Origin of the sequence: Sphingopyxis sp., from assembly GCF_051861155.1 — a bacterium.
Taxonomy (GTDB): domain Bacteria; phylum Pseudomonadota; class Alphaproteobacteria; order Sphingomonadales; family Sphingomonadaceae; genus Sphingopyxis.
Genome location: NZ_JBHYDE010000003.1, coordinates 388651 through 400841, shown reverse-complemented (window position 1 = coordinate 400841; position 12191 = coordinate 388651). Strand labels below are relative to the sequence as shown.

Genomic DNA, 12191 nt, shown 5'->3' with positions numbered 1-12191 from the left:
TGCTCCGTTGCGAAAGGTGACAATCTGGGGGCGCTGGTATGACCGATAGATGACAGTTACGCGTCATCAAGATGACATTTCTATTGCACGCGACATTTTTTCCGCGCGTTCACCACCCCCTTGCCTGCGAAGCGTGAACGGCTAAGGACATCTCAGTTTTTTCGGGCAACCTTTCTGGGGACCGCCCTTTCCGGGAGACCATCATGACGATCAAGTTTGACGGGCGCGTTGCCATTGTCACCGGCGCCGGCGGCGGCCTTGGCCGCGCCTATGCGCTCGAACTCGCGCGCCGCGGGGCCAAGGTGGTGGTCAACGATCTGGGCGGATCGCGCGACGGCACCGGCCATTCGGACGCGGCGCTCGCGGTCGTCGAGGAAATCCAGGCGCTGGGCGGCACCGCGATGTCGAACGGCGGCAGCGTCACTGAATATGACCAGATGGTCGAAATGGTCGCCAAAGCGAAGGAAGCCTGGGGCGGCGTCCATGTCCTGATCAACAACGCCGGCATCCTGCGCGACAAAAGCTTTGCCAAGATGGAGCCCGAAGATTTCGACCTGGTGCTGAAGGTGCACGTCAGCGGCAGCGCGAATGTCACGAAGGCGTGCTGGGATCTGATGCGCGAGCAGGCTTATGGCCGCATCCTGATGACCGCGTCGTCGACCGGCCTCTACGGCAATTTCGGCCAGGCCAATTATGGCGCGGCAAAGCTGGGGCTCGCGGGGCTGACCAAGACGCTGCACCTGGAGGGCGCGAAGTACAACATCCGCTGCAACACCATCGCACCGGTCGCGGGCACGCGGATGACCGAGGACATCTTCCCCGCCGAACTGTTCGAAAAATTCACGCCGGAGAATGTGGTGCCCGCCGCGCTCTATCTGGTCAGCGAGGATGCACCGACCAACATGATCATCGGCGCGGGCGCGGGCGCCTATCACGCCGCTTATGTCACCATGACCCCCGGCGTTGCGCTGGCTGAGGGTGACCGCACCCCCGAGGGCGTCGCCGCGGCGTGGGACAAGATTATCGACCGTGCTGGCGAGATCGTGCCGCAGTCGGGGAGCGAACAGTCGATGAATGTGATGAAAGCGTTGATGGCGCTGGGGTGAGGCTGATAGGGACACCCCGAAGATCGGCGACGCCCCGGAGGGAGGGAGTCCGGTCGAAGGGGGCTCATGACGGACTGACGATGGGCGCAGGAATAGCCCTCCTCCAGCAACGCTGCAGGCTCGTAAAGGGCTTGCTCGTTGCCGGTTTTATCGTGCTTATCCTCGCTCTGGTTGGCCAGGTCGCCGAGTTGAACGGACGGGTCTCGCTCGATGATCAGGCGCCCGTCAAGGGTCTCAATGCGCTCTACCTTGGCGTGTCGGTCACCGACCTCCTGCTGGCGCTGACCACCAATGTGATTTTCTGCATGTGGATCTATCGCGCCGCCGCCAACGTCAAGGCAGCGCGCGTGCCCGGCTTCACGTTCACGCCGGCATGGACGGTCGGGTGGCACTTCGTCCCGATCGCCAACTTCTTCAAGCCGTTTCAGGCGATGCGCCAGATCTGGAACGTCAGCGACGGCGGCGACGGCGAAAGCCGGCATCGCGGCGAGCTCCTGCTGATCTGCTGGTGGGGGGTTTGGAGTTTCTCACTCGCCGTCGGGGCGATCCTTACCGCGGCGACAATCGACGCCAATTCGGCTGCCGAAGAGCGAGAAGCGGTGATTCTCGCGATCCTCTATTCGGTCATCAACCTGATCCTCTATCCGCTCGCCTGGCGGCTCGTCGACCGCATCACGCGCGCGCAAAGCGAGCGGCTGACGTCCGCGCAAATCTTTGCCTGATTTATCGTATTGCATCACTAATACACTTCTGCTAGCAGCGGTGCGGGGCAAGGGGATCGGTCTAACAAGGACGACCCCGATGTATAGTGAAAGCGACCTGCAAGCTGCGGTCGATGCGAAGGTTTTGACACCGGAGGCCGCCACGGCATTCCGGTCGCACATCGCGTCGGTCCGTTCCACCCCCGGTGCGGATGAAGAATCCTTCCGCCTGATCACCGGTTTCAACGATATTTTCGTCAGCATCGCGGCGGTCATCCTGCTCGTCGCGGTCGCGTGGATCGGCCAGTCGATCCATGCCGCGCTCGGCGGCGCGTTCGTCGCCCTCTCGGCGTGGTTCCTCGCCGAATATTTCACCCGCAAACGCCGCATGGCGCTGCCCAGCATCGTGCTGGTGCTTGCCTTTTCGGGCGGCATCTTTGCGACGATGGTCGGCTTCCTCGTCGAGCATGGCGAGGCGATTTTCGGCGAAGATCCCGGCGAGACCGTCGGTGCGATCATCATCGGCACCATGGCGTTGGTCACCGCGGCGGCGACCTGGGCGCACTGGCGCCGCTTCATGGTGCCGATCACCGTGGCTGCAGGGACGGCTGCGCTCGCCGCGACTGCAGTGGCGCTGGTGCTGTCGATCACCGGCATGCCCGAGCGCCCCGACGCGCTAGTGATGTCGCTGGTGCTGACCGCTGGCATTGGTGTGTTCGCGCTGGCGATGTGGTGGGACCGCAGCGACCGGGTGCGCCAGACGCGGCGCAGCGACGTCGCCTTCTGGCTCCACCTGCTGTCCGCACCGATGATCGCGCATCCGATCTTCCACCTGCTCGGCGTCACCGAGGGCAATAATATCGGCAGCGGCGCCGCGGTGATGGTGGTCGCCATCTATGTGCTGTTCGGGCTGATCGCGCTGGCGATCGACCGCCGCGCCTTGCTGGTGTCCGCCCTCGCCTATGTGCTGTTCGCGCTGACCCAGCTGTTCCGTGAATTCGGCGCGGTCGAGCTTAACGTGGCGCTGACGGCGTTCGTGATCGGTTCGGCGCTGCTGCTGCTCTCGGCCTTCTGGCAGAATGCCCGCGCGGTGGTGGTCGGGTTGTTGCCCGACAATCTGGCGAACCAGCTGCCTGCGACGACGCGGTCGGTCAGTCTCCAACCAGCTTCATAAGCTTACGTTCGACGGGGGCGAGTATGTTCGACAGCTCGTCCCCGCGCTTCAAAATCGCCCCGGCTTCGGAGACCAAGGCCCACATGCCCTGGCGGCTCCGCAAGGCGGGGCGTTTTTCGATGCGATATTCGGGGCGCTCGGCGGCGCGGCGAAAGGCCGAGAAGATTGCGGCGTCGCGGTGGAAATCCATCGCATAGTCGCGCCAGTGGCCTGCGGCGACCATACGGCCATAGAGATCAAGAATGCGCATCAGCTCGGGGCGTTCGAAACCGGTCTGCTGCGATATGGCCCTGTTCGCGAACGGCAAGGGCGTCACCGTACCCATCAGGCGCTTTTCCGGCTCCCTTTGCGCCGCGGCGCTTCATCCTCGACATTCGCGTCGCGCTCGGCGATCAAGGCGGCGAGCTGTTTCTGCATCTGCTCGAGCTGGCACTGGAGCAGCTCGACCTTTTGCGTCGCCGGATCGAAGGTCTCGTTGCACGTGCCATAGGGCACGAATTCGCGGGCATATTCGGCGGCGTCGACGAGGGTCGAGCGCGCCGGGATGCCGACCATTACCGCGCCCTCGGGCACATCCTTGGTCACCACCGCATTGGCGCCGATGCGCGCGCGCGGATTGACCGTGATCGGCCCCAGGATCTGCGCCCCCGATCCGACGATGACGTCGTCGGACAGCGTCGGGTGGCGTTTGCCCGCGATGCCATTGGCGGGATCGGTGCCGCCCAGCGTCACGCACTGATAGATGGTGACATTGTCGCCGATCTCGGCGGTTTCGCCGATGACGGTAAAGCCGTGGTCGATGAACAGGTGGCGGCCGATCTTGGCGCCGGGGTGAATGTCGATCGCGGTCATCCAGCGCGACAGATGATTGATGAAGCGGGCGAGGAAAAACAACCGCGCTTCGAACAGCCAGTGCGCAATGCGGTGCATGCCCACCGCGACCAGTCCCGGGTAGAGTAGAATTTCCCAACGCGACCGCGGCGCGGGATCGCGCGCCTTGATCGAATCGAGATAGGCGATCAGCCCGTTGAACATCGAATGTCCCCTGCGACCCTATTATGTACCGGACAAGATAGATGTTCGGGCGGCGCATTTCCACCCCCGGCGCATTTTTATCGTCAGCGGCCGATCAGGCCGAGACGAAGCAGCAGCAATCCCTCGCTGCGCCAGCGCCGTTCGCCATCGTGTCGGGCAATCGCGCCAGCCCAACGGTCGAGCATGAGCAGCGCCTTGTTTCCAGAGAATAATACGCGCTTCGGCGGCGGCAGGTTACGCGCCGCCGCGAAAAATGGCTGCGCCGCGGCGGCGCTTTCCTGTAGCGCGGCGCCCCACAACAGCCCCCAGCGCGCGCCGCCGCCCGCTGTCCCGCCCGCCAGTGCGAACAGCGCGCCGCCAAATGCCGTCGCCGCGGCCTGCCGCGCCGCCGCATCCTCGGCGACCAGCATCGCCTCTGCCGCATCGGCCAGCGCGTCGAGCCCGCCCTGCCCCGCCCAGCTTGCCGCGAGTTCGGCGAGCAGCGGCTCGCCCTTGGGCAACGCAGCAGGATCGGCGGCCAGCATCGCCGCCATGTCGCGCCACCAGGCGAGCTTGATCTGTCCGATCAACGGTTCGCGTGCGTCGAGCAGCAGCTTGGTCAGCCGTTCGGCAAATGCCCATAGCGCCCCGATCGCGGCGCGCCGTTCGCGCGGCACCGCGACCATGATGCGCGGATCGCGGGCGTTGGGGTAAGCGGCGAACTCATCCGTCGCCCCCGCGAAGGCGGGGGCCGCTGGCGGTTTACTCGGCATCGAAGGGCAAGGCCGACAGCGGCCCCCGCCTTCGCGGGGGCGACGGGCTAGCGATTGCGAACTGCCTTCACCGCCGCAACGACGCGCGGCACATCGACCAGCGCCGCTTTCTCCAGGTTCGCGGCATAGGGCAGCGGCACGTCTTCGTTGCACACGCGCATCACCGGCGCGTCGAGATCGTCGAAGCCATGCTCCATTGCGACCATCGCGAGTTCGCTGGCGACCGAACAGACGGGCCAGCCTTCCTCGACGACGACCAGATGGTTGGTCTTCTTGAGGCTGGCGAGCACAGTCGCGGTGTCGAGCGGGCGCAAGGTGCGCAGGTCGATGACTTCGGCGTCGATCCCCTCGCCCGCCAGCTGGTCGGCGGCTTCGAGCGCCAGTCCGACGCCGATCGAATAGCTGACGATCGTGACATCGCTGCCCGCGCGCATGATCCGTGCCTTGCCGATCGGCAGGACATGGTCGTCGAGGTCGGGAACGTCGAACCCGCGGCCGTAAAGCAGCTCGTTTTCGAGGAAGACGACGGGGTCTTCGCTGCGGATCGCCGCTTTCATCAGCCCCTTGGCGTCGGCGGCATCATAAGGCGCGATGACGATCAGGCCGGGCACGCTGGCGTACCAGGGCGCGAAATTCTGGCTATGCTGCGCGCCGACGCGCGATGCGGCGCCATTGGGGCCGCGGAACACGATCGGACAGCGCATCTGGCCGCCCGACATATAGTTGGTCTTGGCCGCCGAGTTGATGATGTGGTCGATCGCCTGCATCGCGAAGTTGAAGGTCATGAATTCGATGATCGGTTTCAGCCCGCCCATCGCGGCGCCCGCGCCGAGCCCGGCAAAACCATATTCGGTGATCGGGGTGTCGATGACGCGGCGCGCGCCGAATTCGTCGAGCAGCCCCTGAGTGACCTTGTACGCGCCCTGATATTCGGCGACTTCCTCGCCCATCACGAACACGCGGTCGTCGGCACGCATTTCCTCGGCCATCGCGTCGCGCAAGGCTTCGCGGACGGTCAGGCGGACCATCGCGGTGCCGGCGGGGATTGCCGGGTCGGAGGCGCGTTCGGTGGCGGCGGGCTTTTCAGCCTTTTCCACCGTTTGCCCTGAGCTTGTCGAAGGGCTGCTCTTTCCTTCGGGCGGCGGCGAAGACAAGGACGGTGCTTCGACAGGCTCAGCACGAACGGAATTTGAGGTTGCTTCTTCCCCCTCGCCCGTGATCGTCGCGATCACGGTGCCGACCTTCACATTGTCGGTGCCCTCGGCGACCAGGATCTGGCCGACTACGCCTTCGTCGATCGCTTCAAATTCCATCGTCGCCTTGTCGGTCTCGATCTCGGCCAGGATGTCCCCCGACTTGACCGCATCGCCTTCCTTGACGAGCCATTTGGCGAGCGTGCCTTCTTCCATCGTCGGCGACAGCGCCGGCATCTTCAATTCGATGGCCATCTCAATATTGCTCCACCAGCACGTCGGTATAAAGGTCGTGAAGTTCGGGTTCGGGCGCGCTTTCGGCAAAGTCGGCCGATTCCGCCACGATCGCACGGATTTCCTTGTCGATATCCTTGATCTTGTCCTCGCCGATCCCGGCATCGAGCATGACCTTTTTCAGATGTTCGAGCGCGTCGGATTTATCGCGCACCGCCTGCACTTCCTCGCGGCTGCGATATTTCGCCGGATCGGACATCGAATGGCCGCGGTAGCGATAGGTCTTGAGTTCCATCAGCACCGGCCCCTTGCCCGCGCGCACCCATTCGAGCGCCGCTTCGGCGGCGCCGCGCACCGCGAGCACGTCCATGCCGTCGACCTGCATGCCGGGGATGCGAAAGCTTTCGCCGCGGCGATAGAGCTGATCCTCGGCCGACGAGCGATTGACCGAGGTGCCCATGGCATATTGGTTGTTTTCGATCACGAAGATGATCGGCAGCTTCCACAGCTCGGCCATGTTGAAGCTCTCGTACACCTGCCCCTGGTTCGATGCGCCGTCGCCGAAGTAGGACATCGCGACGCCGCCGTCATTGCGGTACTTGTGTGCGAAGGCGAGCCCGGTGCCGAGCGACACCTGCGCCCCGACGATGCCGTGGCCGCCGTAGAATTTATGCTCGACGCTGAACATGTGCATCGATCCGCCCTTGCCGCGCGAAATGCCCGCGGCGCGGCCGGTCAGTTCGGCCATGATGACCTTGGGGTCGATGCCGTAAGCGAGCATATGGCCATGGTCGCGGTAACCGGTGATGACGCTGTCCTTCTCGCCGTCGAGCGCCGACTGCAGGCCGACCGCGACGGCTTCCTGACCGATATACAGATGGCAAAAACCGCCGATCAGGCCGAGGCCGTACAGCTGCCCTGCCTTTTCCTCGAAGCGGCGGATCAGCAGCATTTCGCGATAGAATTTTTCCAGCTCCGCCGGGGTCGCGTCATAGGGAGCGGGATCGCGCGGTCCTTCGCGATTGGTCGCGGGCGCCGGGGTTGATGCGGTCTTTTTGGGCGCGGCAGGTGAACGCGCGGGTGCTTTGGCCAAGGGAGGTTTCCTTTGCATTTAGCCGTTACGGCAAGGCTCCCTATAGGGGCCGTGCGCCGGGTTTGGCAACGCCCGCTTGGCCGCAAGTACGGTGCGATTACGAATGCAGCATTATCCCGTCATTGCGAGCGCAGCGAAGCAATCCAGAGCGGTTTACGCGGGCTCTGGATTGCTTCGCTGCGCTCGCAATGACGAGAGGCGGCTTACTTCGCCGCGGGCTCCATCGGAATGATCACCTCATCGGGGTGATAGGCGCCCAGTTTCTCGCGCACATATTCCTCAGCCAGATCGGGATCGACGCGCCGCCGGTCGAGCAGGTTGACGCGGTTCTGAAGCTCGCTTTCCTTCTTGGTCAGCTCGCTCAGCACCACCCGCTGCTTTTCGACCGACTGGCCGTAATCGCCCCAAGCATAAAGCCCGGTCGGTCCGAAAATGATGTAGCCGATCATCGCCAGAACCGCGATCACCGCGACCGCCGGGCCGATCGCGCGGTTCATCGATTTGCGGAGTTTGTGGCGCTGCGTCATCGCTGTCCCTTGAATCAGAGTTGATTCATGGCGTCAAGGCGTCTGACCACATATTATCGTCATCCCGGCGAAGGCCGGGATCTCGCCGTTGCGTTTTGACACGAGGTTGAGATCCCGGCCTTCGCCGGGATGACGAATAGACTCCACTCTTCGCCTTATGCGAAAATCGCCGCCCCCGGATACCGCGCCATGTCGCCCAGCTCTTCCTCGATACGGATCAGCTGGTTGTACTTCGCGAGCCGGTCCGAGCGCGCGAGGCTGCCGGTCTTGATCTGGCCGCAGTTGGTCGCGACCGCGAGGTCGGCGATCGTCGAATCCTCGGTCTCGCCCGAACGGTGCGACATGACGGCGGTGTAGCGCGCGCGGTGCGCCATATCGACGGCGTCGAGCGTTTCGGACAGCGTGCCGATCTGGTTGACCTTGACGAGCAGCGAGTTGGCGAGGCCGTCCTTGATCCCCTGTTCGAGGCGCAGCGGGTTGGTGACGAACAGATCGTCGCCGACGAGCTGGCACTTGTCGCCGACCAGGTCGGTGAGCGCCTTCCAGCCCACAAAATCATCTTCGCTCATCCCGTCCTCGATCGACTTGATCGGATAGTCGTTCACGAGCGCGGCTAGATATTCGGCCATCTGCTGCGGGCTGAGCGAAAGCCCCTCGCCGCTGATTTCATATTTGCCGTTCTTGAAGAATTCGGTCGCGGCGCAATCGAGCGCGAGCACAACGTCGGTGCCAAGCTTGAAGCCCGCCTGATCGACCGACGCCGCGATGAAATCGAGCGCGGCGCGCGTCGAGGCGAGGTTCGGCGCGAAGCCGCCCTCGTCGCCGACCGCGGTCGCGAGGCCCTTGGCCGACAGGCCCTTCTTCAGCGTGTGGAAAATTTCGCTGCCCCAGCGCACGGCTTCGGCGATGCTGCCCGCGCCGACGGGCATGATCATGAATTCCTGCACGTCGATCGGATTGTCGGCATGTTCGCCACCGTTGATGATGTTCATCATCGGCACGGGCAAGGTGCGCGCCGACACGCCGCCGACATAACGATAGAGCGGCAGGCCGCGCGCGTCGGCCGCGGCCTTTGCAGCCGCGAGACTGACACCGAGGATCGCGTTGGCGCCGAGGCGGCTCTTGTTCGCGGTGCCGTCGAGGTCGATCATCGCCTGGTCGAGTTCGCGCTGATCTTCGGCATCGAGGCCGATCAGCGCCTCGGCGATGTCGCCGTTGACGGCGGCAACCGCCTTGATCACGCCCTTGCCCAGGTAACGCGCCTTGTCGCCATCGCGCAGTTCGACCGCCTCGTGCGCGCCGGTCGAGGCGCCCGACGGAACCGCGGCGCGGCCGAAGCTGCCGTCCTCCAGCAGCACATCGACTTCGACGGTGGGGTTGCCGCGGCTGTCAAGGATTTCGCGGCCGTGAATGTCGATGATGGCGGTCATGGGATATGTCCTGCTGAAAGCCCTGTCGGCAGGGCGGTAGAGTGGGGTCAGAACCCACCACTGACGCGTTCGAGGCGCCGAAATGGCGAAGATATCGTCTTCGGGTGGCCGCTGCGGATGGTGGTTCCATCTGCAAGGCCGCGCGGGGGCGAGATCGAAGCCATTTCGGCGTCCCTTCGGGATTTGACCGATTTTGTCCATGGCTGCGTCGGCAAGGCTTGGAATATTTTCATATGCCTACGCCTTCCCTTCTAGCCCTGAACAAAATCGCTTCAAACCTCGAATGCGTCAGTGGTGGGTTCTGACCCCGAGGCGCCCGCCTGTTATCGGCGGGGTGCCCTTAGTGCAACCGTTGCATAGGAATTTTGCTCGCCTATGGAACCATTCGGCGCGCCTTGCTATATATTCAGACAGGACCAAAAGGGATGTTCGCCATTGCGGCGCCCGACATAAGAAGAAGAGGACAAAGCCATGGCCAAAGCCGCTACTCCCGCGACCAAGAAAGTCGCCGCTCCGCGTCCCAAGGCACCCGCGAAGGCCGGTGCGACCAAAGCCGCGCCCGCGCGCAAACCCGCGAGCGTGAAGGCCGCGAAGGATCATCCGATCCGCGATCAGCTGGTCGCGACCCGCGACACGATCAAGACCGAAGCGTCGAAAAAGGCGGCATCGCTGAAAGACGAAGCGACGGCGCTGAAAAACCAAGCCTCGACCGAGGCGCGCAAGGCCGCGACCAAGGGCAAGGACAAAGCTGCGAAGGCCGTCGGCAACCTCGCCAAGCTGCTCGAAGACAGCGCCGGCACCGTCGACACCAAATTCGGCAAGCAATATGGCGATTACGCGCGCTCGGCCGCGTCGACCGTCGCGGGCCTTGCCACCTCGCTCGACAAAAAGGATCTCGACGAGCTCGCCGCTTCGACCAAGGATATGGTGAAGAAAAATCCGGCGATCGCCGTCGGCGCCGCCACGGTGATCGGCTTCGTGCTCGCCCGCATGCTCAAGGGCGGCTCGAACGATTGACAAGGTCTTGGCCGCTTCCGACCCGAACACCCTGCCTCCGTCCGCCGCGCCCAGCTTTGACGGCATAAGCCACGGCTATGCGCCTGACGGGCCGCCGGTCGCGCCGCCGCCGGTGCCGCTCGAACAGATTGTCGGCGATGTCGTCGACAATCTGTCGGCGACCGCGCGGGCGGAGTTCGCGCTGATCGAGGCACGCGGTGAGCTGGCACTACACGGCGCCAGCCGCGCCGCGATCTGGGGCGGCGTGGCTGCGACGGCGGCGGGCGTCGCGCTGCTGGCGCTGGCCTTCGGCGCGATCCTGGCGCTATCACCGCACGTCGGCCCGCTGCTCGCGACCTTGATCGTCGTTACCGTCTTGCTCGCCATCGCTGGCGGGGCGGCGTGGCGTGCGCATCTCAACTATGGCGACATTCGCACCGCGCTGCGCCGCGACCTCACCAACGAAGGGTTCGACGATGCCGCGGACGCGTAACCGCCTGATCGCCGCGGCGCGCCGCTCGATGCTGCAACGCGCCGAGCTGCACCGGCGGCTCGACGTCGCCAAGGCGGCGTTCAAACCCGGCGCGCTGGTTGATCGCGGGAAATATCGCGTCAATGCCAAGATCGACGATGCCGCGCATGCGGTGCGGCAGGAATTTCGCAACAATCGCCTGCCGATCGCGTTGGCCGCCGCGGCGGGGGTGGTGTGGCTGCTGCGCGAACCGATCAAGGAGCACGCGCCGCGGCTGACGCAAAAGATTCAGGATATGGCGAATGCGGTCGCAGACCGGCTGCGCCCCGCCGACGAAACCGGCGCCGACGACGGCGACCATGACGAACCAGTGGAGAATGACGATGAAGCCGTTCAGTGAAACCGCCAGCGACGCGCGCGCAAAAGCGAGTGAACTTGCAGAGAAAACCGCCGAAAATGCCCGGCTGACCGCCGAAGCGGCGAAGGCGCGCATCCAGGACGGTTATGGCCGCGCCCGCGCCGCGACCGGCGATTTCGCCGCCAAGGCGAGCGAACAGGCGGGCGTCGCGCGCGAAGCGGCGGGTGAAGTCTATGAACGCGGCAAGGCACAGGCCAAGCGCGCGAACAGCAAGCTGAAGGATGCGGCGGAAAAGCAGCCGCTGGCGCTGGTCGCGGGCGCGGTGGCGATCGGTGCGCTGCTCGGATCGCTGCTGCCGAAAGGCCGCAAGGGCGACTGACCGGCTTGCCGTAGCGGCGTCGCGCTGTTAGGGGCCGCGCCTTCTCCCCTCCCCAGCGCCAGCCCGCAAGGAAAGCAGCCATGAGCAAATTGCATCTCGTGTTCGGTGGACGCGTCAGCGATCCGCAGGGCACCGACTTTGTCGACCTCCACAATCTCGACGTTGTCGGGCTGTTCCCTGATTATAAATCGGCGGAAAAGGCGTGGCGCGCCGCGGCGCAGCGCACGGTCGACGATGCCGAAATGAAATATGTGGTGGTGCATCTGCACAAGCTGTTGCAGCCGGACGCGGAATAAAAGCCAACCGATATAGTCAAATTCCGTTCGCCCTGAGCTTGTCGAAGGGCGGTTCTTTCTCGACAGCGCCGAAAACAAGAACGGTGCTTCGACAAGCTCAGCACGAACGGAATTTGTTGGTTCTGCCGCCTTACCGGAAATTGTCGGCGTAAGCCTGTATCTTCAACGTCCGCACCGGCGGCGCGACCACCTCGGCGTCGATGCCGTTGCGTTCCGCATAAGCGACCGCCTCGGCCTGGCTGGCAAAGCCGAGCCGGATCTGGCGCTGGGTATCACCGCTGCCCGCCCAGCCCATCAACGGGTCGGCGCGGCGCGCTTCGGCAGGGGCGAATTCCAGCGTCCAGCGCTGGGTTCCGGCACGCCCCGACTGCATCGCATTTTTGGGTTTCTGGAAAATGCGCGCTTTCATCGGGAATGTCCTGCGTTGGTTGGGCTGCCCGTGCCT

General features: G+C 64.4%; 16 protein-coding genes. 8 read left to right on the top strand and 8 right to left on the bottom strand.

Annotated features, from left to right (window positions below; genetic code table 11):
* The first annotated feature begins 203 nt into the window (after positions 1–203).
* From ACTIFP_RS08060 to ACTIFP_RS08050, 3 genes are all read left to right on the top strand, one after another.
* Positions 204–1106 (top strand): SDR family NAD(P)-dependent oxidoreductase, encoded by a 903-nt coding sequence (locus ACTIFP_RS08060; RefSeq protein WP_439568187.1) that lies wholly within the window; start codon positions 204–206, stop codon positions 1104–1106.
* 80 nt (positions 1107–1186) lie between these two features.
* A complete protein-coding gene (locus ACTIFP_RS08055) occupies positions 1187–1828 on the top strand; it encodes a DUF4328 domain-containing protein (RefSeq protein WP_439568186.1) in 642 nt (213 codons plus the stop codon).
* 79 nt (positions 1829–1907) lie between these two features.
* Positions 1908–2981: a hypothetical protein gene (locus tag ACTIFP_RS08050; RefSeq protein ID WP_439568185.1), complete on the top strand. Its 1074-nt coding sequence runs from the start codon at positions 1908–1910 to the stop codon at positions 2979–2981.
* Here ACTIFP_RS08050 and ACTIFP_RS08045 read toward each other — a convergent pair.
* The 7 genes from ACTIFP_RS08045 to eno form a co-directional block, all read right to left on the bottom strand.
* The gene (locus tag ACTIFP_RS08045; RefSeq protein ID WP_439568184.1) at positions 2959–3306 is read right to left on the bottom strand and encodes a DUF2794 domain-containing protein; all 348 of its coding nucleotides are present in this window, start codon (positions 3304–3306) and stop codon (positions 2959–2961) included. The two genes, ACTIFP_RS08050 and ACTIFP_RS08045, sit on opposite strands and share 23 nt — an antisense overlap.
* Positions 3306–4016 (bottom strand): serine O-acetyltransferase EpsC, encoded by a 711-nt coding sequence (gene epsC / locus ACTIFP_RS08040; protein WP_439568183.1) that lies wholly within the window; start codon positions 4014–4016, stop codon positions 3306–3308. The genes ACTIFP_RS08045 and epsC overlap by 1 nt, the downstream gene beginning before the upstream one ends.
* Positions 4017–4099: 83 nt before the next feature.
* Positions 4100–4768, bottom strand: coding sequence for a hypothetical protein (locus ACTIFP_RS08035; RefSeq protein WP_439568182.1), 669 nt, complete (start codon positions 4766–4768; stop codon positions 4100–4102).
* 47 nt (positions 4769–4815) lie between these two features.
* Positions 4816–6216, bottom strand: coding sequence for a pyruvate dehydrogenase complex E1 component subunit beta (locus ACTIFP_RS08030; protein ID WP_439568181.1), 1401 nt, complete (start codon positions 6214–6216; stop codon positions 4816–4818).
* Position 6217: 1 nt separating this feature from the next.
* Positions 6218–7288: a pyruvate dehydrogenase (acetyl-transferring) E1 component subunit alpha gene (gene pdhA / locus ACTIFP_RS08025; RefSeq protein ID WP_439568180.1), complete on the bottom strand. Its 1071-nt coding sequence runs from the start codon at positions 7286–7288 to the stop codon at positions 6218–6220.
* Between the two features lie 203 nt (positions 7289–7491).
* Positions 7492–7815 (bottom strand): FtsB family cell division protein, encoded by a 324-nt coding sequence (locus ACTIFP_RS08020; RefSeq protein ID WP_439568179.1) that lies wholly within the window; start codon positions 7813–7815, stop codon positions 7492–7494.
* A gap of 155 nt (positions 7816–7970) precedes the next feature.
* Complete coding sequence (eno, locus tag ACTIFP_RS08015; protein WP_439568178.1) at positions 7971–9245, bottom strand: phosphopyruvate hydratase; 1275 nt, start codon at positions 9243–9245, stop codon at positions 7971–7973.
* Positions 9246–9716: 471 nt separating this feature from the next.
* Here eno and ACTIFP_RS08010 point away from each other — a divergent pair, with 471 nt between their 5' ends.
* From ACTIFP_RS08010 to ACTIFP_RS07990, 5 genes are all read left to right on the top strand, one after another.
* Complete coding sequence (locus ACTIFP_RS08010; RefSeq protein WP_439568177.1) at positions 9717–10262, top strand: hypothetical protein; 546 nt, start codon at positions 9717–9719, stop codon at positions 10260–10262.
* 7 nt (positions 10263–10269) lie between these two features.
* Positions 10270–10734, top strand: coding sequence for a phage holin family protein (locus ACTIFP_RS08005; protein WP_439568176.1), 465 nt, complete (start codon positions 10270–10272; stop codon positions 10732–10734).
* Positions 10718–11113: a hypothetical protein gene (locus ACTIFP_RS08000; RefSeq protein ID WP_439568175.1), complete on the top strand. Its 396-nt coding sequence runs from the start codon at positions 10718–10720 to the stop codon at positions 11111–11113. Before ACTIFP_RS08005 ends, ACTIFP_RS08000 begins: the two co-directional genes overlap by 17 nt.
* Positions 11097–11450, top strand: coding sequence for a hypothetical protein (locus ACTIFP_RS07995; RefSeq protein WP_439568174.1), 354 nt, complete (start codon positions 11097–11099; stop codon positions 11448–11450). The genes ACTIFP_RS08000 and ACTIFP_RS07995 overlap by 17 nt, the downstream gene beginning before the upstream one ends.
* An 80-nt stretch (positions 11451–11530) precedes the next feature.
* On the top strand, positions 11531–11746 hold the full coding sequence (locus tag ACTIFP_RS07990) for a DUF4170 domain-containing protein (protein ID WP_439568173.1): 216 nt from the start codon (positions 11531–11533) through the stop codon (positions 11744–11746).
* Positions 11747–11876: 130 nt separating this feature from the next.
* On the opposite strand, the gene ACTIFP_RS07985 is transcribed toward ACTIFP_RS07990, so the two are convergent.
* On the bottom strand, positions 11877–12155 hold the full coding sequence (locus tag ACTIFP_RS07985; protein ID WP_439568172.1) for an ETC complex I subunit: 279 nt from the start codon (positions 12153–12155) through the stop codon (positions 11877–11879).
* Between the last annotated feature and the right edge of the window lie 36 nt (positions 12156–12191).